The organism is Erwinia amylovora, from assembly GCF_017161565.1.
Taxonomy (GTDB): Bacteria; Pseudomonadota; Gammaproteobacteria; order Enterobacterales; family Enterobacteriaceae; genus Erwinia; species Erwinia amylovora.
Genome location: NZ_CP066796.1, coordinates 734,268 through 754,217 on the forward strand (window position 1 = coordinate 734,268; position 19,950 = coordinate 754,217).

The 19,950-nt window shown below is 54.5% G+C and carries 15 protein-coding genes and 4 pseudogenes; 8 read left to right on the forward strand and 11 right to left on the reverse strand.

Annotation, left to right across the window (positions count from 1 at the left end):
• The first annotated feature begins 85 nt into the window (after nt 1-85).
• Both prfB and lysS read left to right on the forward strand, forming a co-directional pair.
• Nucleotides 86-1,184, forward strand: a protein-coding gene (gene prfB, locus JGC47_RS03360; RefSeq protein WP_013036217.1) for a peptide chain release factor 2 whose coding sequence is annotated in 2 segments (ribosomal slippage) — nt 86-160 and nt 162-1,184 — 1,098 coding nt in all. Because the reading frame shifts where the segments join, the coding sequence is not laid out codon by codon here.
• 9 nt (nt 1,185-1,193) lie between these two features.
• Nucleotides 1,194-2,714: a lysine--tRNA ligase gene (gene lysS, locus JGC47_RS03365; protein WP_004155615.1), complete on the forward strand. Its 1,521-nt coding sequence runs from the start codon at nt 1,194-1,196 to the stop codon at nt 2,712-2,714.
• A 411-nt stretch (nt 2,715-3,125) separates the two neighbouring features.
• On the opposite strand, the gene JGC47_RS03370 is transcribed toward lysS, so the two are convergent.
• Nucleotides 3,126-3,749 (reverse strand): trypsin-like peptidase domain-containing protein, encoded by a 624-nt coding sequence (locus tag JGC47_RS03370; protein WP_004155617.1) that lies wholly within the window; start codon nt 3,747-3,749, stop codon nt 3,126-3,128.
• A gap of 482 nt (nt 3,750-4,231) precedes the next feature.
• Here JGC47_RS03370 and JGC47_RS03375 point away from each other — a divergent pair, with 482 nt between their 5' ends.
• Nucleotides 4,232-5,395: an MFS transporter gene (locus JGC47_RS03375; RefSeq protein ID WP_004155622.1), complete on the forward strand. Its 1,164-nt coding sequence runs from the start codon at nt 4,232-4,234 to the stop codon at nt 5,393-5,395.
• Here JGC47_RS03375 and JGC47_RS03380 read toward each other — a convergent pair.
• On the reverse strand, nt 5,392-6,312 hold the full coding sequence (locus JGC47_RS03380; protein ID WP_004155623.1) for a LysR family transcriptional regulator: 921 nt from the start codon (nt 6,310-6,312) through the stop codon (nt 5,392-5,394). The genes JGC47_RS03375 and JGC47_RS03380 overlap by 4 nt on opposite strands.
• A 126-nt stretch (nt 6,313-6,438) precedes the next feature.
• Between JGC47_RS03380 and lysA the strand changes: the two genes are divergently transcribed.
• On the forward strand, nt 6,439-7,692 hold the full coding sequence (gene lysA, locus JGC47_RS03385; RefSeq protein ID WP_004155629.1) for a diaminopimelate decarboxylase: 1,254 nt from the start codon (nt 6,439-6,441) through the stop codon (nt 7,690-7,692).
• An 80-nt stretch (nt 7,693-7,772) separates the two neighbouring features.
• On the opposite strand, the gene galR is transcribed toward lysA, so the two are convergent.
• A complete protein-coding gene (gene galR / locus JGC47_RS03390; RefSeq protein WP_004155630.1) occupies nt 7,773-8,777 on the reverse strand; it encodes an HTH-type transcriptional regulator GalR in 1,005 nt (334 codons plus the stop codon).
• A gap of 178 nt (nt 8,778-8,955) precedes the next feature.
• On the opposite strand from galR, the pseudogene JGC47_RS17785 reads away from it, so the two are divergent.
• Nucleotides 8,956-11,231: pseudogene (locus JGC47_RS17785) on the forward strand (molybdopterin guanine dinucleotide-containing S/N-oxide reductase).
• A 267-nt stretch (nt 11,232-11,498) separates the two neighbouring features.
• Here JGC47_RS17785 and JGC47_RS03400 read toward each other — a convergent pair.
• Together JGC47_RS03400 and JGC47_RS17950 are read right to left on the reverse strand one after the other, a co-directional pair.
• Nucleotides 11,499-12,056 (reverse strand): Ail/Lom family outer membrane beta-barrel protein, encoded by a 558-nt coding sequence (locus JGC47_RS03400; protein WP_004155636.1) that lies wholly within the window; start codon nt 12,054-12,056, stop codon nt 11,499-11,501.
• A gap of 1,180 nt (nt 12,057-13,236) precedes the next feature.
• Nucleotides 13,237-13,575 (reverse strand): annotated as a pseudogene (locus JGC47_RS17950) (hemagglutinin repeat-containing protein); the annotation flags it as partial.
• 82 nt (nt 13,576-13,657) lie between these two features.
• Between JGC47_RS17950 and JGC47_RS03410 the strand changes: the two are divergent.
• On the forward strand, nt 13,658-13,813 hold the full coding sequence (locus tag JGC47_RS03410; protein ID WP_004155650.1) for a SymE family type I addiction module toxin: 156 nt from the start codon (nt 13,658-13,660) through the stop codon (nt 13,811-13,813).
• Between the two features lie 47 nt (nt 13,814-13,860).
• Here the strand turns inward: JGC47_RS03410 and imm45 are convergent, their stop codons facing one another.
• A complete protein-coding gene (imm45, locus tag JGC47_RS03415; RefSeq protein WP_004155654.1) occupies nt 13,861-14,181 on the reverse strand; it encodes an Imm45 family immunity protein in 321 nt (106 codons plus the stop codon).
• A pseudogene (locus JGC47_RS17525) lies at nt 14,181-16,247 on the reverse strand (VENN motif pre-toxin domain-containing protein); the annotation flags it as partial. The pseudogene JGC47_RS17525 and the gene imm45, both read right to left, overlap by 1 nt.
• 67 nt (nt 16,248-16,314) lie before the next feature.
• On the opposite strand from JGC47_RS17525, the gene JGC47_RS03425 reads away from it, so the two are divergent.
• On the forward strand, nt 16,315-16,470 hold the full coding sequence (locus tag JGC47_RS03425; RefSeq protein ID WP_004155650.1) for a SymE family type I addiction module toxin: 156 nt from the start codon (nt 16,315-16,317) through the stop codon (nt 16,468-16,470).
• Between the two features lie 50 nt (nt 16,471-16,520).
• On the opposite strand, the gene JGC47_RS03430 is transcribed toward JGC47_RS03425, so the two are convergent.
• The 4 genes and pseudogenes from JGC47_RS03430 to JGC47_RS03445 form a co-directional block, all read right to left on the reverse strand.
• A complete protein-coding gene (locus JGC47_RS03430) occupies nt 16,521-16,823 on the reverse strand; it encodes a hypothetical protein (protein WP_013036210.1) in 303 nt (100 codons plus the stop codon).
• 12 nt (nt 16,824-16,835) lie between these two features.
• On the reverse strand, nt 16,836-17,504 hold the full coding sequence (locus JGC47_RS03435) for a DUF4258 domain-containing protein (RefSeq protein ID WP_004155657.1): 669 nt from the start codon (nt 17,502-17,504) through the stop codon (nt 16,836-16,838).
• Complete coding sequence (locus tag JGC47_RS03440) at nt 17,494-17,760, reverse strand: hypothetical protein (RefSeq protein WP_013036209.1); 267 nt, start codon at nt 17,758-17,760, stop codon at nt 17,494-17,496. Before JGC47_RS03440 ends, JGC47_RS03435 begins: the two co-directional genes overlap by 11 nt.
• A pseudogene (locus JGC47_RS03445) lies at nt 17,757-19,687 on the reverse strand (VENN motif pre-toxin domain-containing protein); the annotation flags it as partial. The pseudogene JGC47_RS03445 and the gene JGC47_RS03440, both read right to left, overlap by 4 nt.
• Nucleotides 19,688-19,754: 67 nt before the next feature.
• Here JGC47_RS03445 and JGC47_RS03455 point away from each other — a divergent pair.
• Nucleotides 19,755-19,910, forward strand: coding sequence for a SymE family type I addiction module toxin (locus JGC47_RS03455; RefSeq protein WP_004161815.1), 156 nt, complete (start codon nt 19,755-19,757; stop codon nt 19,908-19,910).
• Nucleotides 19,911-19,950 lie beyond the last annotated feature (40 nt).

Below are 19,950 nucleotides of genomic sequence, written 5' to 3' on the forward strand. Positions count from 1 at the left end.
CAATACTACAAACCGTGCGCTATTTCAGTTAAACTGCGTGGTTATATTTAAGTCCTTTTCGATCACCTAATAAGATCTCAAAATCATGTTTGAAATTAATCCGGTAAAAAACCGTATTCAGGATCTCACCGAGCGCAGTACCGTGCTCAGGGGGTATCTTTGACTACGATGCTAAGAAAGAACGCTTGCAGGAAGTTAACGCTGAATTAGAACAGCCTGACGTCTGGAATGAACCCGATCGCGCACAGGCGCTGGGTAAAGAACGCTCCGCATTAGAAGCGGTGGTCGAAACGCTCGACCAGATGACTCAGGGGCTGGAAGATGTTTCCGGCCTGCTGGAGCTGGCGGTGGAAGCAGAAGACGAAGATACCTTCAATGAGGCGGTCGCCGAACTTGACGGGCTGGACAAGAAGCTTGGCGAGCTGGAATTCCGCCGCATGTTTTCTGGCGAATATGACAGCGCCGACTGCTATATGGATATCCAGGCCGGTTCCGGCGGCACCGAAGCGCAAGACTGGGCCAGCATGCTGCTGCGTATGTATCTGCGCTGGGCAGAGGCCAAAGGCTTTAAAACCGAAATTATTGAAGAGTCAGATGGTGAAGTTGCCGGGACTAAATCCGCTACCATCAAGATCATCGGTGACTACGCGTTCGGCTGGCTGCGTACTGAAACCGGCGTGCATCGCCTGGTGCGCAAAAGCCCGTTCGACTCCGGTGGCCGTCGTCATACCTCGTTCAGCTCGGTGTTTATCTATCCGGAAGTGGACGACAATATTGATATCGAAATCAATCCGGCCGATTTGCGTATCGACGTTTACCGCGCCTCCGGTGCCGGTGGCCAGCACGTTAACAAAACCGAATCGGCGGTGCGTATTACCCACTTACCGACCAACATTGTGGTGCAGTGTCAGAACGACCGTTCTCAGCATAAAAACAAAGATCAGGCATTTAAGCAGCTGCGTGCCAAGCTGTACGAATACGAGATGCAGAAGAAAAATGCGGATAAGCAGACGGCGGAAGACAACAAGTCTGACATTGGCTGGGGCAGCCAGATCCGCTCTTACGTGCTGGACGACTCCCGCATCAAGGATCTGCGTACCAGCGTAGAGACGCGTAATACTCAGGCGGTTCTGGATGGCGATCTGGATCGTTTCATTGAAGCAAGTTTGAAAGCAGGTTTATAAGGAACTCACATGTCTGAACAACAACCGCAGGCCCCGGACGCCGCACTTGAGCTGAACAACGAATTGAAAGCGCGGCGCGAAAAGCTGGTGGCTCTGCGCGCAGCCGGCGTGGCGTTCCCCAACGATTTCCGTCGCGATCGCACCTCTGACCAGCTGCACGCCGCATTTGACGGCAAGGAGAACGAAGAGCTGGTAGAGCTGGGTATAGAAGTCAGCGTTGCGGGCCGTATGATGACGCGTCGTATTATGGGCAAAGCCTCTTTCGTCACCTTACAGGATGTAGGCGGCCGCATTCAGCTGTACGTGTCCCGTGACGATCTGGCGGAAGGCATCTATAACGAGCAGTTCAAAAAGTGGGATCTCGGCGATATCCTCGGCGCACGCGGTAAGTTGTTCAAGACCAAAACCGGCGAGCTGTCGATCCACTGTAGCGAACTGCGTCTGCTGACCAAAGCGCTGCGTCCGCTGCCGGATAAGTTCCACGGCCTGGCGGATCAGGAAACCCGCTACCGTCAGCGTTATCTCGACCTGATTGCTAATGACGATTCACGCAACACGTTTAAAGTTCGCTCGCAGATTATGGCCGGTATCCGCAACTTTATGGTGGGCCGCGACTTTATGGAAGTGGAAACCCCGATGATGCAGGCGATCCCGGGCGGCGCGTCTGCCCGGCCGTTTATCACTCATCACAATGCGCTGGATCTTGATATGTACTTGCGTATTGCCCCGGAGCTGTATCTGAAGCGTCTGGTGGTGGGCGGTTTCGACCGCGTGTTCGAAATCAACCGTAACTTCCGTAACGAAGGTATTTCGCCGCGGCATAACCCGGAGTTCACCATGATGGAACTCTACATGGCGTATGCTGACTACGAAGATTTGATCGAACTGACCGAAAGCCTGTTTCGTACGCTGGCGCAGAACGTGCTGGGCAGTACCTTAGTGCCTTATGGCGACCAGCAGTTTGACTTTGGTCAGCCCTTCGCAAAACTGACGATGAAAGAAGCGATACTGAAATATCGTCCGCAGACCGATCTGGCCGATCTGGCCGACTTCGATAAATCAGTCGCCATCGCCCAGTCGCTGGGGATTAACGTTGAGAAGAGCTGGGGGCTGGGCCGCGTGGTGACCGAGATCTTCGAAGAAACCGCGGAAGAACATCTGATCCAGCCAACCTTTATTACCGAATATCCGGCTGAAGTCTCTCCGCTGGCGCGTCGTAACGATGTCGATCCTGAAATCACTGACCGCTTTGAGTTCTTTATCGGTGGCCGTGAAATTGGTAACGGTTTCTCAGAGCTTAACGATGCACAGGACCAGGCGGAACGTTTCCTGCAGCAGGTGAATGCCAAAGACGCGGGTGACGATGAAGCGATGTTCTACGACGAAGATTACGTGACCGCGCTGGAGCATGGCCTGCCGCCAACCGCCGGTTTAGGCATCGGCATCGACCGTATGGTGATGCTGTTTACCAACAGCCATACTATCCGCGATGTGATCCTGTTCCCGGCGCTGCGCCCGGGCAGCAAGTAGCGCTGTCCGCATTATCCGGCCAGCGTTCAGCTGGCCTTTTTTTTGCCCTTGGCTTAAGCGTTGTCCGTAGTGAGCGCCCGGTCACAGCCGCAAAATATGGCTGCGTGAAACGGGGTTTTATCGTGGGCCGTTGGCGGCACAGCACGGTGTTGAAACGCAGCTTCTACGGGCAGGTAAGCGCCCGGGGATGAACCGGTTATCATTAAAGGACGCTGCCAGCGGCAATTTAGCGACGCATCAAATGCCCGTTTTCAGCAGGTTATTGCCGCGCTGATGGTGTGATCTCTGGCGACAGCGGCATTGGGCAGCTACCGCATGCGGAGGACTGCCCGGTTTCAGTATTTAACACCGCCGCAATCCATGCGGCTGCCGCTGCGGCGTTGATGCTCGCTGAAATCCATACTGGCTGGCTCAGGATTTTGTCGCGTTGTCGAGCCAGTCTTTAAACCGTGTATAGGGAACATACAATGAAACGTCCTTATACAGGTTTTTTCCGGTTTTCTTATCTTTAATGCTGCTGGCGTAGCCGACAATCACCCCGGCGATGGAATCGTCAGAAGCGTTATACACCGCGCCCCCGGACATTCCCTGAACCACGCCTGCATTGGTCGCGACGACCACACAGCTGGCTTTGTTCCAGCTATCTGTCAGACCGGTATTGATCAGATTAGTCCCACTGGAGGCCACCGGCATCGCCGAGAGAAAACTGTAGCCATACATATTGATCTTGTCGCCAATCATGCCGTTACGGAATTTTGGCTGCGGGTTTGGCGAATTTTTGTGGTAAACCACGGCCAGGTCGCAATCAGGGTGGTATGCCTTGACGCGGTACAGGGAATATTTCGCCACATGGGCTGCGGTCAGGCTGTATTCTGCCGTCAAAGGAATAGTGGTTCCCAGTGTGCCTAAACCCAGCACTGTTGGGATGCCGGTCATCGTCATATCGACGCGATCATGGGCTTCACTGCTGTAGTGATAATCGCCAACTGAACATCCCCCCAGTAAGAGGGCCAGCAGGCACAGGGGATAACGCATGATGATTCCTTGGTCATATTTATCGGGTGGTGCATGGATATCCATACTCATATCTATTGCTATCGGAAATTTGCCTTATAACTTTAATGAAATTGCAAGGTTAACAGCTAAAACACAGAGACATTAATTGAACCTGATGATGTGATGATATCGGGGAAAGATGAAATTTCCCTTAAGAAAAAGGGATGAAATTGATAAAACAGGGCTGTAACGAGGATACCCGCGAAAATAGTTGCGGGCACTGATCTGTCAGATTCAGAACATGAGCTTATTCATCAGATGAGCCATTCTTGCCTCTCAGGCAATAAACTCTTGCCAATCGCAGGCTGTCAGCCCTCATTCAGCTATGCTTTAATGTCTTGATGTGACGTAGATCAAACTATTGCTCTTAACTACGTTGCGGCACGGCATGAACTGTTTTTTTTAACTTTTATCGTCCTCTGCGCGCAGCAGGCGATTTTCTATTTTTTGGAGTGTATGAGATGCCTGTTTCATTACTGGCGCTGGCGCTGTGTGCCTTCGCGATTGGCACCACCGAATTTGTCATGATTGGGCTGTTGCCGGAAGTAGTGAGTGACCTGCAAATCTCTATACCGTCTGCGGGCTGGCTAATTAGTGGTTATGCACTCGGCGTGGCCATCGGTGCGCCGATCATGACGCTGCTTACTGCCAGGCTCCCGCGTAAACACGCGCTGATGCTGCTGATGGCGATCTTTATAGTCGGCAACACGATCGGTTCACTGGCATGGAATTACAACCTGCTCATGCTGGCCCGCGTGGTCACGGCACTGTGTCACGGTGCGTTCTTCGGCATTGGCGCGGTGGTAGCGGCCAGACTGGTGGCTCCGGGCAGGCAGGCATCAGCGGTGGCGCTGATGTTCACCGGCCTGACGTTGGCCAATGTCCTTGGCGTACCGCTGGGAACCTGGGTGGGGCAAACGTTCGGCTGGCGCACGACCTTCCTGTGCGTGGCGGTGACCGGCGTGCTGGCGTTTGCTGGACTGATTGCCAGCCTGCCGGCTCAGCGTGATGAAAAAACGGTGCATCTCGCCTCGGAATTTAGCGCGCTGAAGAATGGCAAATTATGGTTGTCGCTACTGATGTCGATGTGCTTTGCCGCTTCGATGTTCTCGCTGTTCAGCTATGTTGCTCCTTTACTGTTACAGGTTACCGGCATCAGTCAGCGCGGCGTCAGCTGGACGCTGTTTCTGATGGGGATTGGTCTGACCATCGGTAATCTGTTGGGCGGCAAGCTGGCAGACTGGAAGATATCATTTAGCCTGATCCTCAGTTTTACGCTGATTGCCGTGTTTTCACTGCTGTTTAGCTGGACCAGCCACTCTTTTTGGCCAGCGGAAATCACCCTGTTCTTCTGGGCAATGGCCATTTTCTCGATGATGCCGGCACTGCAGATAAACGTGGTGCGCCACGGTAAGGACGCACCGCACCTGGTGTCGACGCTCAACATCACCGCATTCAACCTTGGTAATGCTCTTGGTGCCTGGGTTGGCGGCGCGGCAATCGGTGGCGGTTACGGCCTGACGGCGGTACCGCTGGCGGCAGCGATAATGGCGGCCATCGGCCTGCTGGTCTGCCTGTATACCTTCCATGGCATACGCACGCGGCCGCTGGCCATAAAGGTTTAATTGAGATGCTGCTGCAGGCGTTGGCTGAACAGCCCAATCTGCTGATGCAGATGCTGGCTGAAAGCCTCAACCAGTGCGGATGCCGGCCGGTGGCGTGGTCGGATTAAACTGACGGTGAACGGCACCGCGACGCTGAAACGCCGAATCACCACTCCGCTGTCGGCGTAATCAAGCGCCGTCAGCGGATTGACAATCGACACGCCGACCCCCGCCCTGACCATACAACAGACTGAAGCCGCGCTGTGCGTTTCCATCACCATGCGCCGCTGTACTCCCTGTTCATTAAACATCGCGTCCAGCAGCTGCCGGTAGCTGTCGCTGCGTGACAGGCTGATATAGTTTTGGCTGGCAAAGTCCTGTGGTGTCAGACAGTTGCGCCCGGCCAACGGATGGCCCTGTGGCAGTACGCAGACTTCATCACCGGTGAACAGGGCGCAGCGCTCGGTACCTGCCGGAGTATGCGTGGTTTCGGTCAGCCCCAGGTCATAGCGCTGGGCCGACAGCCACTCTTCCAGCAGCGGCGATTCTTGCGGAATAATATTCAGGCTCAGATCGGGATAACGCTGCATAAACGGCTGGCACAGCAGCGGCAGCAGCGACTGGGCGAAGACCGGCAGACAGGCAAGCGACAGCTCGCCCTGGCGAAATTGCCGCAGTCCTTCTGCCGCACTGAGAATGCGGTCCAGCCCGTACCAGGATCGTTGCACTTCCTCAAACAGGCTCAAGCCCTGCACCGTTGGCTGCAGGCGTCCGCGCACCCGTTCAAATAGCTGCAGGCCGATCAGCTTTTCGAAGCGGGCCAGCTCACGGCTCACGGTAGGCTGCGAGGTGTGCAGCAGCGCAGCCGCCTCGGTTAAATTACCGGTGGTAACCACCGCATGAAAAATCTCGATATGACGCAGTGAAACGCCGGCCATCACTGACTCTCGCTCAACAAAGGGGGTTATGCCATATCATGGATGAATAGAGTGAGATAAAACAGATATTTTTCTCCCGGTTTCCGCTGTGGCTTAATAGCGCCATCAACTAACGGAGACCGTTTTATGCCGCGCCTGCTTACCGATACCACTACCGCTTTGACCGTTGAAAATTTGCTGCCGCTGGCACGCCAATATGGCGGCCCTTTCTGGGCATATGACGCCAGTATCATTGGCGAACGCATCAGCCAGTTGCAGCAGTTCGACGTGGTGCGTTTCGCGCAGAAAGCCTGTTCAAACATTCATATTCTGCGCCTGATGCGGGCGGCGGGCGTGAAGGTAGACTCGGTATCGCTGGGCGAAATCGAACGTGCGCTGGCCGCCGGGTACCTGACAGGGGGCGATGAGATTGTATTTACCGCCGATCTGCTTGATAAGCCTACGCTGGCAAGGGTTGCCGAGCTGAAAATACCGGTCAATGCCGGTTCTGTCGATATGCTGCATCAGTTGGGTCAGGTTTCTGCCGGACACCCCGTCTGGCTGCGCGTCAACCCGGGTTTTGGTCACGGTCACAGTCAAAAAACCAATACCGGCGGCGAGAACAGCAAGCACGGCATCTGGTATGGCGATATGGCGCTGGCGCTGGAAGCCATTGAGACATATCAGCTGCAGCTGGTGGGGATCCATATGCATATCGGATCCGGCGTGGACTACGCGCATCTGGAGCAAGTCTGTGATGCGATGGTAAATCACATCATCAGCTTTGGTCAGGATTTGCAGGCGATCTCGGCGGGCGGCGGGCTGTCTGTCCCGTATCGTTTTGGTGAAGAGACCATTGATACCCAACACTATTTCGGCCTGTGGGATGCGGCGCGTCAGCGCGTGGAACGCCATCTTGGCCACCCGGTGAAGCTGGAAATAGAACCGGGTCGTTTTTTGGTGGCGGAATCCGGCGTGCTGATAAGCCAGGTACGGGCGGTCAAAAATATGGGCAGCCGTCACTTTGTGTTAGCCGATGCCGGGTTTAACGATCTGATGCGCCCGTCGATGTATGGCAGCTACCATCATATCTCTGCGATAGCTGGCGATGGCCGGGCGCTGGATGAGGTGAATACCGTGGAAAGCGTGGTGGCAGGACCGCTGTGCGAATCCGGTGACGTATTTACCCAGCTGGAAGGCGGCAAGGTGGAAACCCGTGCGCTACCGACGGTGCAGGTGGGGGATTATCTGGTATTCCATGATACCGGCGCTTATGGCGCTTCGATGTCGTCCAACTACAACAGCCGCCCGCTGCTGGCGGAAGTGTTATTTGAAAACGGCCAGCCGCGTCAGATCCGCCGCGCCCAAACCGTGGCCGAACTGCTGGCGCTGGAGTTTTAACGGCCTGTGAGCTGACTGCGCGGCCGGGGAAGCGGCACCAAGATTAGCTGGCGGCCGCTTCCCGCTAAAGCCGGGCGCTATCAGCCCGACGGCGCAGCCACCGAATGGCGGCGTACCAGGGTTGGGCTGAACAGATTTGTCACTTCCGGCAGCGGCTGGCCGTGGGCCAGTGCTAATGCCAACAGGGCCGCCTGCTTAGCCATCTGCACAACAGGATAGCGGATAGTCGTCAGGCGCGGGCGGACATAGCGCGCAACCAGCACATCATCAAAGCCTGTCAAAGACATCTCTTCCGGGACCCGTACGCCATTATCGTTCAATACCGCCAGCGCCCCGGCCGCCATGGAATCGTTGTAACAGGCGACCGCGCTGAAGGTTTTGCCCTGGCCGAGCAGTTCGGTCATTGCCTGCTCGCCACCGACTTCGTCCGGTTCACCAAAGGCGACCAGCCGATCGCTACACGGCAGGTGGTGTTGCCTGAGCGCATCGTGGTAGCCCTGCAGGCGGTCGGTGGCATCGGAAATGGCGTGATTCGAACAGATAAAGGCAATATTCTGGTGCCCCTGACGGATAAGATAACGCGTTGCCAGCCAGCAGCCGTAGCGGTCATTCAGCGCGATGCAGCGTGTTTCAAAGCCCGGGAGTACGCGGTTCAGCAGCACCATGCCGGGGATCTGCCTCATCAGCGATTGCAGTTCGTCATCAGGGATCTTTTTGGCATGGACCACCAGCGCAGCGCAGCGATGGCGGATCAGTTGCTCTATCGCCTGACGCTCTTTTTGCTCATCGTGATAGCCATTACCAATCAGTAGGAAGTTACCGGTCTGCCAGGCCACTTCGTCCACCGACTTCACCATTGCGCCGAAAAAGGGATCGGACACATCACCAACCGCCAGCCCGATCGTCTCGGTGGACTGCTGGGCAAGCGCACGGGCGTTGGCGTTGGGGTGATACTGTAAAGACGCCATCGCGCTGGTGACGGCCAGGCGGGAACTTTCACTGGCTTTAGGCGAGTGATTAATCACGCGGGAGACGGTGGCTACCGAAACGCCGGCGAGCCTGGCAACATCCTTTATCGTAGCCATCGAAGAAAAACCTTCCTGGGTAAGCGTTTACATTTCACTTAGTGTTGCGGAAAGCGTCGGTGACTGCAAGCCTGCCAGGATCGCCCCGGTGCCAATTCTGAAGATAAACGGTGCGTGATGTGGCTTCGGGAAAAATGCTACTCTGAGTCGGCAAAAAAACTGCCCAATGGAACCTGCTATGACGATCAAAAAAGTGCCACATCTTGCCCACTGGGGAGCTTTCAGCGCCGTCGTTGCAAAGGGGAAACTGCTACGCTGTGAGCCTTTTTTTGCCGATCGCGACCCGTCGCCCATGTTGAACTCCATCCCCGAGCTGGTCTATTCGGATAAACGCATCCGTCAGCCGATGGTGCGCCGCTCGTGGCTTAAATCGCGCGAAAAAAGCGACCGTACCCTGCGTGGTCGCGAGGATTTTGTCGCGGTAGACTGGGAAACCGCGCTGGATCTGGTGGCGGATGAGAACCGGCGAGTGCGTGAGCGCTATGGTGCCAGCGGCATCTTTAGCGGTTCCTACGGCTGGTCTTCTGCCGGGCGCGTTAACCACGCCCGCACGCTGGTCAGGCGCTTTTACAACCTTGGCGGTGGTGGCATTGATCAGCAGGGTAATTACAGCTGGGGAGCGGCACAGTTCTTTCTGCCTTATGTGATCGGTACTTATTTGCCGCTGACCGGGCGCGTCACCGACTGGCCCAGCGTGGTGGAACACTGTGAGCTGTTTATCGCCTTTGGCGGGCTGGCGCTGAAGAACGGCCAGGTGGCATCCGGTGGAGCGGGGGAGCACAGTCTGAAGCCCGCGCTGCTGCAGCTGGCGGCAAAAGGCACCCCGGTAATCAATATCAGCCCGATGCGCGACAATTGCCCGCAATTTGTTAACGCCGAGTGGATCCCCATTCGTCCGAATACCGACGTGGCGCTGATGTTGTCACTCGGCTACGAAATCGAACGCCTGGCTGCGGTTGATAGGGCTTTCCTGCAATCGCACTGTGTGGGTACCCGCAGCTGCGCGCCTATCTGCTGGGCGAAAGTGACGGTCAGCCTAAAACCCCGCAGTGGGCAAGTCGCATCACCGCCATCCCGGCAGCACGTATCGCCCTGCTGGCGCGGCAGCTGTGCGGCAAACGTAGCTTTATCACCTGCTCTTATTCAGTACAGCGCGCCCACCGTGGCGAACAGCCGTACTGGATGATGATTGCGCTCTCATCCATGCTTGGCCAGCCGGGTTTGCCGGGGGCGGGCTTCTCTTTTGGTCACGGCTCAATGAACAGCGTGGGCAACCCACGTACGGAGGGACCTTCTCCGTTGATGTCGACCGGAGTAAATCCGATTGCCAGCCAGGCTATCCCGGTGGCGCGCATCAGCGATATGTTGCTTAATCCCGGCGCGGAATATAGCTTCCAGGGGCAGAGCCATACCTACCCGGATATCCATCTGATCCACTGGGCCGGGGGCAACCCTTTCCATCATCATCAACAGCTAAACCGGCTGGTTGCTGGCTGGCAGCGCCCCGATACGGTGGTGGTGCAGGATATCGTCTGGACGCCTGCCGCGCAGATGGCAGATATCGTTCTGCCGGTGACCACCTCACTGGAGCGCAATGATATTGGCGGATCGTCGAAGGACCGCTTTGTGCTGGCGATGCATCAGGCGATAGCACCCCGGCATCAGGCGCGCAACGATTTTGATATCTTTGCCGATCTGGCGGAGCGTCTGGGGTACCGCGACAGCTATACCGAAAAACGCGATGAAATGGCGTGGATAGAATATCTTTACCAGCAGTGTGCGCTGGCTCACGCTGGCAAAGGTATCGTTTTCCCGGCGTTCGAAACCTTCTGGCAGCAGGGCCACGTTGAGATCCCGCAGCCGGATAAGCCGTGGGTATTTATGGCTGACTTCCGCCAGGACCCGTTCAGGCATCCGATTGATACTGCCAGCGGTAAAATTGAGCTATTTAGTGAAACCATCGCCGGATATCAGCTGACCGATTTCGCTCCACACCCGGAATGGCAGCCGCCGCAGGAGTGGCTGGGAGCGGAAATCGGTCAGCGCTTCCCGCTGCATATGATTTCGATTCAGCCCCATGACCGTCTGCATAGCCAGATGGATGCCACGCCCGGCGTACAGGCCAACAAAATCCGTGGGCGTGAAACCCTGTCAATGCACCCGCAGGATGCAGCGCTACGCGGCATCAGTGACGGTGACGTGATTGATGTCTTTAACGATCGCGGACATATGCAGGCCGGTGTGCGTATTACCGACGGCGTCAGTCCGCGGGTGGTGCTGATCGCCACCGGGGCGTGGTTTGACCCGGGATTTGGCAAAGCGTGGCGGAATTACGATCGCGCCGGTAATCCGAATGTACTGACGCTGGATATCGGCACCTCATCACTGACACAAGGCCCCAACGCCATGAGCTGCCTGGTAGAAATCAGGAAGGCGACATCTGATATGGACTGATTGCATCTGGCGACCTCATTTATTGCCGCCATTGCTTAACCACCTTTATTGGTAAGCAGCGATATAAGATATTGTGTCGCGGAAATCGCAGGTGATGACAAGTTAAGATATGTTCAGCAGACCCTAAAGCGGATTGATTTTTTTGATATTTCTATGAAATGTACAGGCGTAACAGGATGGTATGGACAGGATGCTCAGTTTAACATAAGCATCCTGTGGCCATTTCAATTTTAGTTTCCTCTGACCGAGAGATGACAGATAGTAGATTCAGAAATGATAGCCAATACCCATACTAAAGCCGTTGATTTTTGTTTGCTGCAGTTTACTTCCTTCATAGCTAATATCGAGGACAATGTTTTCCAGAGGGTTAATCTGAACACCAGCACCATAAGCTAATGAAGTCGTGTTATCAGTCGAATTTTCAGTATATGTATAATTACTATGGCGGTAGTTCTGTGTCAGAGCGGATTTACCGTTACTTATACCACCAACGGCATAAAGTGAAACATGTTTGTTAATACGGTAAGCCGGACCAACAAGCAACGAAAAGTATTTTACTTTTACACTATCGTCGTAATACGTGTCCTCCCAACTGGACGAATCAAACACGTTTCCTCCAGCAGACATATAGCTGAATGACGTGATGACGCCGAGCAAAGATTCCGGCTCATAGCGATACTTGACGTTAACACCTCGCAGATTATTAAAATCCTGCACCCGGCTTTGCGCATAGCCGATTGACAGAGCATGGCTGTCTGCACGCGCCAACAAGCTGGCCGGCAGAGCGCTAAAGGCTAAAACAATTGCCATAATTTTTACATTCATTGCTATATCCTTATTGCTTATATTGAAGTTCCCTCTTGAAAGAGGAGTTTTTTTCGCTAACCCACAGCTTGATAAAATAACGCAAAAAGCGCCATGCCACTTAGCTAATACCTGAAATGCAGGGGCGATGAGGTTAATTTACGCTGCGTGAACGAAAACGAATCTATCAAATGATTTATTAAGAGTAAAGGAAGTGTTGGGCTGTTAATTAATAACAAGGTTATGTTTTATTAATTAATTTCACTATTAATTTTTTATTCGTTATTAACGCGAAAATCTTAATGTCAACGATATCAACTGCGGAAATATTGTCATTGCTTGAAGTGAAATTTTCTTCGCGGTGTATAAGCTAATTCTCTTACTGACGGCCAGAATTCCCTGAACTCTTTCTGCTACCCCGGATGATACCTCTGAGCGGTGGCAGAAGCGCGATGTGAGTGCCAGCCGGGAGGATCCTGTTTTGGATATTGATAAAGCGGCTAATGAACTCTGCAAACAGGGCAGGCTAAGCCAGCAGTTTGGCGATGGTTTAGCAGAGGACAGGTGCACTGGCAGCAGCAAAAGATTGATATCAGCACGTTGAGGAAGTTACTCGCTTGAATTTGATGGCTTAAGGCGTTGCTGCAAAGCTTCCCGATGACTGTGCATAAGACCGATCCCGGCGCCAGCCTTGACTTGCCCTTATGCATTGCTTGACTGGCATCCAGACTGGCTTGTTTCTGTTCTGCTGGTATTGAGCGTCATTACGCTTTCCTCATCCACCCACATTAATACCCACGCCAGCGGAAGCGCTGCGGCATTCATTTGCCCGTCGGGTGCCCGGGTGATCTGCGCCGGCAGCAGGTTGACATCACAGCTCTGCTGCCGGCTGCGAATATAATCAAGTGAGGAGCGGCTACACCCCTAACCAAAATAAGGCATATGCCGTGGGCTACGTCCGCGATCGGGCACCTTTGCGCCATCGCCCGCCGTGGCGCTGAAGGGCGGCGGGGTTTGATACCGGCACGGCGGTTAACGTGCGGGTGCTGCCGGACTGCCTGATACTGACGGTTAAACCGCCATCGCGGAGCCGGAGGTGATGCAGGCGCTGCGCCAGGTGTGCGGTAAGCCGTCCGCCCGCAAGCAGCGGCAGATTACTGAGTTTATCCGGATGATGGCGGGGCCGCAGAAGCGACGGGCGTAACTGATATCTGGCCTTGTTTTCAATATCGCCGAAGCCGAGCGAGCCGGTATCGAGGCGGTTTTTGTCCGGGGCGGCGGTGGAGCCGATAACCGCGCCGTTGAGCTGGGTATGTTCACCGGTGGTGATATCAAAGCCGCCCTTGCCGGCAAAGATGCCCGTCTGCTCCTGGACCGAGTCGTAGTTGCTGTGCATTTTATCCCGGCTCAGGCTGACAGAAGCGGTGGAAGGACTAAAGCCAACGCTGCCGCCCGCGCTGGCGTTCAGCTGTTTTGAGTCGTAGTTATCGCTGTCCTGCTCGCTGGTTAAGGTCAGGTAGCGTCCGGCATCCACGGTGACGCGGTTGCCGCTTTCCGCTCCCTTGCTTAATTAGCATCATAAGACAGGGACACGTATACCCATAACATCAAGACGTTATACCGTGGGTTATATCCGCGATCATATTAAGCACCTGCCGTCACCGTCCATTACCCTGAAGGGCCACTGGATGGCGGAGCTGGGATTTGATACCGGGCAGAAGATCGAGGTGATCACCGAGCCGGGACAGCTGATTATCCGACTGGCGGGGGAAGGGTAACTTACTGACTATAAAGTAAAATCCCGGCTCGGTGGCCGGGATACTGATCATTCAATAGCAGTTGCTACATATTGCTCAATAATATGAACATCTTCAACATTACATTCTGGGTAGATCCATTTTTCCCAGTTGTTAATAACCCATTCTGTGCTCAATCCATTTCCTTCGTCTGAAATACTTTCCATTGGAAATTTTACTAAACATAGGCCAGCCTTGTAACCGGATGAAATAATTAAACCATATGGACGTTCATCGTCCTGCGTTTCAAATACCATAAAATCAACCAACTTTTCATAAGGCCAGACTGCAGGTAATCGAAAAGCAGATCCTCTGGATATAAACTTTTCTCTACGATCAATAAGCTTCATTATTTCACCTTCAAATTATGGCCGCCCGACGTATCCGCAGGCTTTCTTACTTGCATAGAGAAATCAACTTCACCTAAATGTTTGCCCTTTGGACTGACGACTTCAAATCGCCCATGCTGCGTATCCAGCGCATAAAGATTTCCATCTTGCCCCCGATACACATCTCGCCCACCATTTTTTTTAGTTAGTTGGTTATCCTTGACCATACCGTGTTCTGCTGCAACTTTCGGGGCTGTTTGCTTTATGATAGCTACTCGCTCACCGGGAGGAAGACCAGCTAAACTTTTCTCGAAAGCACCGACAGCCTGCCCTGTCGCAATTTTTACGCTTGGATTAACTGCTGGAAGCTTACCAGCCTTCCCAAGCCCACCCGTAACAGCAGCCATTGCTGCACCAGCCAGTATCTCCGCTTTCTGGCTATCTAAGCCATAAATCGTCTGTAACTGCTGAGCAAAGTCAGTACTGGTTACTATTCCTGACTCATCCATCTGCTGCATCAGCAAGACCGATAAATCATTCTTCATACTCCACGGAATATCTTCACCCAGCGCTCTGTCTATTGCTTCGTGAACCAATAGGCTGTTGGCGGGGATATCACCGTATTTCTCTTTACAAGCTGCGGCATCGGAAGCACAAGTTACGATAAGATCATTACGCTGTGCCAGACTCAGATCTTCCATTTCCTTCACGATCTGTTTGCAGTCACCACGGGCATCGCAGCCTTTCGCTTTCGCCGCAAAATCATCTATCTGCTTGCTGCTCAGATAGTTATTCTCCACCGCATTCTTCCCGGCCTGGGCACCCGTCACTGTATCGGCGGCGCTCCCTCCCGTCAAGCCGCCCGCGAGGCCTGCCGCCAGCGTGCCCAGCGTGCTGACCGTCTGCTTTTGCTCTTCGGTGAGCTGGTTCCTGTCTGTCCCGGGGTACAGCTGCTGCGCAATAAATTCCCCGGTCGTTGCGCCTGCTGCTCCGGCCAAAGCGGAGTGACCGCTTGCCTGTGCCACTACCGCACCCACGACCGCATGCGCCATCAGGTTGGCTTCGACGTTGATGCCGCCGGGCACGGTCTTGTCTTCGGTCATCTTATGAATAACCTCCGCCAGATACGGTGCCGCTCCGCCCGCAATCGCCGCACCGATGTTGCCGCCCGCCAGGCCCTGTACCGCCGCCGTGGCGGCCTGGATGGCCTGCTGCACCTTGCCGCCGGTGCCGAACCCGCTTTCCGTTAAGGCCTGATGATAGAAATTCTGGTAAACCTGATTTTCTATATCCGCCTCACTGTACTGCTTCGACGGGTCCTGCTTTTTCAGTCCGGCCAGGGCTTTATCGCGGTCGTGCTGACTGGCCCCGGCAATTTTATCATTTGCCGCCCGCGTGGCTTTGATTTTGCCCTGCGTCGCCGCAATATCTGCCGCCTGCAAGGCTATTTCGCTTATCTTCTGCGCTTCCTGCAGCCGCTGCTGCTCCTTTTCTTTATTGAAAATAGGGGAGAGCGTCTGGTTGGCATGCTCCACGTCGCGGCTCAGGCCGGCAACATCCTGGCGCCGGGCGCTGGCGTCACGGATGATGATGCTGCCGTCAGATACCGCCGCTTTGGTGGTTGAGCTGTCGTGTCCGTTACCGTTGACGCCCACCATCAGGATGCCGGCCGCATTCCCGAGGAACTGCAGGCCTGTATTGCCGCCGGTGCCGAAGCTCTCGCTCAGGTGTTCGACCTGGTATCTGGCCTTGTTTTCAATATCGCCGAAGCCGAGCGAGCCGGTATCGAGGCGGTTTTTGTCCGGGGCGGCGGTGGAGCCGATAACCGCGCCGTTGAGCTGGGTATGTTCACCGGAGGTGATATCAAAGCCGCCCTTGCCGGCAAAGATGCCCGTCTGCTCCTGGACCGAGTCGTAGTTGCTGTGCATTTTATCCCGGCTCAGGCTGACAGAAGCGGTGGAAGGACTAAAGCCAACGCTGCCGCCCGCGCTGGCGTTCAGCTGTTTTGAGTCGTAGTTATCGCTGTCCTGCTCGCTGGTTAAGGTCAGGTTGCGTCCGGCATCCACGGTAACGCGGTTGCCGCTTTCCGCTCCCTTGCTTAATTAGCATCATAAGACAGGGACACGTATACCCATAACATCAAGACGTTATACCGTGGGTTATATCCGCGATCATATTAAGCACCTGCCGTCACCGTCCATTACCCTGAAGGGCCACTGGATGGCGGAGCTGGGATTTGATACCGGGCAGAAGATCGAGGTGATCACCGAGCCGGGGCAGCTGATTATCCGGCTGGCGGGGGAAGGGTAACTTACTGACTATAAAGTAAAATCCCAACCGCCAGGGTTGGGATTTAATTATTAATTCAATGTGTTAAGTAACATATCGATTAGATTAGATGCTTCCTGTCTATAATCTGATTCCCAACGATTTTGCCAGTCCCGAGGGCATCCTTCGTTTTCCCATTCAGACAAAGCAACTGCGTTAATAATTTCCAGCTCGAACCATATTTGGTGGTAGTCATCTCTGCTTTGATCATTTCTAAACAACTCATCCACTTGAACCAGATCTTCGGCATAACTGACGAACTTTGCAAAACTGGTAATGTTATTTAACGTACTTAACGCATATTCGCAAATAATGTCTTTTTTACTTGTCGCCATATTTAACCGTCACTACTCTTCCGGATTCATTTGTAACCACAGATACCTTGTTTTCAGGATCAAAATGTACTGTCGTCCCCCTCGACTAGGCGTTGATTTACCCGTTTTAATTACATTTTCAATCACGGATGGTGTTATCCCTCTATCCTGCATTCTATCCAAAGCGTGACCAGAATATTCTCTATTACTGATCGTGGCTGGTTGATTCCTTACAGGCTGGTAAGAGGGGTTTTTAGGTTGATTCATTTGATTGTATCGGCTACCCATAGGAAGGGTTGCAGATACCTCACTACTAGCCTGATTTATCAGCTTCGACGCCTCAGCCACATCGCCTTTCTTCAGCGCCGTTTCTGCCGCCCTGATGACCTTTCCTGCCGCATCACCTGCGCCAGGAACTATACCGATTGCAGCGGCAAGGTAATCCAGCGCCGACTGCGCTTCCGCAAAGCTTTTGATATCACCCACGACTGGCACGAAGTCAGCGCCCAGTGACACTGTGTCTTTCAGCGCTTCACGCCGCTCTTCGTACATCTTCACCGAGCAGGTCTGGGCGCTCATTCCGCCGCAGTTTGCCTTCTTATAGCGCTCGTTTTCGGCCTCAACGTACTCACCCGCCTTCTGCTCCGGCGTCTTGCCTTCAGACTGCGCCTGCGTAATATCACTCAGCGCATTATTCTCCACTAGAGTTGGGGGGAGGAGTTTTGTCTTTCATCCTAGATAAGATCCAAATACCTGCTCCTGTAGGGATGCCCGCCGCGATGCCTCTTTTAATTGAAAAAAGAACATCCTCCTGCCAGCCAAAAATGAAAGAGCCATTTTTCAAATAAACCAAAATTGCAGCACATAGGCATCCGGATAAAATAGCAATAGTCATAATAACGACAAAAGTTACTAGTAAAATTAGGAGGGATTTCAAACCATAAGTACGAGGTTTCATTTCTTATCCCCCTCATCTTTTAGCTTATTCTCGACTTTACTACCTGTTGCTTCACTGGCTACAGAACCGCCAATAGCTCCAGCAATACCCGCAGTTTTATCAGAGATGACCGGAAAATATTTATTCCCAATTTCCAAAGCTTTACCTCCGCCCGCACCAACCGCAGTACCAACGGCTGCCCCTGCCACAGCAGGAACTGCATCTTTCCCCTGCAACGTCGCCCCACCGTAAGCTCCGATAACGCTGACTCCTTCTGTAAACCAGAACCCTTTACCCTGCGTAACGGCCCCTGAACCCGCTGCTATCAGTGCATCGGTCATGCTTACCGGGCCATCGCCTGTAATCTGATTACTTACATTGGCCGCACCACTGATAACCCCGCCTGCCAGGATACTTCCTGCCGTTGCGCCGGAGGGCAACAGTACGGGCGCAACCACAGCGGACATTCCCGCGCCCCAAGCCGTTATCAGCCCCGTGGCTGCATTCTGTCCGGCGGGTAAATCACCCTGCGCCAGCTTATTCAGCCCGGCCTGTTTCTGCTCCGGCGTCAGTCCGTTTGTCTCTGCATACTGGTCCCACGATGCCACAGCCTGACCATAACTCTGCAAGCCGGACGGCAGGCCCAGCGCATTATTCTCCACCGCATTCTTCCCGGCCTGGGCACCCGCCACTGTATCGGCGGCGCTCCCTCCCGTCAAGCCGCCCGCGAGGCTTGCCGCCAGCGTGCCCAGCGTGCTGACCGTCTGCTTTTGCTCTTCGGTGAGCTGGTTTCTGTCTGTCCCGGGGTACAGCTGCTGCGCAATAAATTCCCCGGTCGTTGCGCCTGCTGCTCCGGCCAAAGCGGAGTGACCGCTTGCCTGTGCCACTACCGCACCCACGACCGCATGCGCCATCAGGTTGGCTTCGACGTTGATGCCGCCGGGCACGGTCTTGTCTTCGGTCATCTTATGAATAACCTCCGCCAGATACGGTGCCGCTCCGCCGGCAATCGCCGCACCGATGTTGCCGCCCGCCAGGCCCTGTACCGCCGCCGTGGCGGCCTGGATGGCCTGCTGCACCTTGCCGCCGGTGCCGAACCCGCTTTCCGTTAAGGCCTGATGATAGAAATTCTGGTAAACCTGATTTTCTATATCCGCCTCACTGTACTGCTTCGACGGGTCCTGCTTTTTCAGTTCGGCCAGGGCTTTATCGCGGTCGTGCTGACTGGCCCCGGCAATTTTATCATTTGCCGCCCGCGTGGCTTTGATTTTGCCCTGCGTCGCCGCAATATCTGCCGCCTGCAAGGCTATTTCGCTTATCTTCTGCGCTTCCTGCAGCCGCTGCTGCTCCTTTTCTTTATTGAAAATAGGGGAGAGCGTCTGATTGGCATGCTCCACGTCGCGGCTCAGGCCGGCAACATCCTGGCGCCGGGCGCTGGCGTCACGGATGATGATGCTGCCGTCAGATACCGCCGCTTTGGTGGTTGAGCTGTCGTGTCCGTTACCGTTGACGCCCACCATCAGGATGCCGGCCGCATTCCCGAGGAACTGCAGGCCTGTATTGCCGCCGGTGCCGAAGCTCTCGCTCAGGTGTTCGACCTGGTATCTGGCCTTGTTTTCAATATCGCCGAAGCCGAGCGAGCCGGTATCGAGGCGGTTTTGTCCGGGGCGGCGGTGGAGCCGATAACCGCGCCGTTGAGCTGGGTATGTTCACCGGTGGTGATATCAAAGCCGCCCTTGCCGGCAAAGATGCCCGTCTGCTCCTGGACCGGGTCGTAGTTGCTGTGCATTTTATCCCGGCTCAGGCTGACAGAAGCGGTGGAAGGACTAAAGCCAACGCTGCCGCCCGCGCTGGCGTTCAGCTGTTTTGAGTCGTAGTTATCGCTGTCCTGCTCGCTGGTTAAGGTCAGGTTGCGTCCGGCATCCACGGTAACGCGGTTGCCGCTTTCCGCTCCCTTGCTTAATTAGCATCATAAGACAGGGACACGTATACCCATAACATCAAGACGTTATACCGTGGGTTATATCCGCGATCATATTAAGCACCTGCCGTCACCGTCCATTACCCTTAAGGGCCACTGGATGGCGGAGCTGGGATTTGAGACCGGGCAGAAGATCGAGGTGATCACCGAACCGGGGCAGCTGATTATCCGGCTGGCGGGGGAAGGGTAACTGGCTGGTTATAAAGTAAAATCCCGGCTCGGTGGCCGGG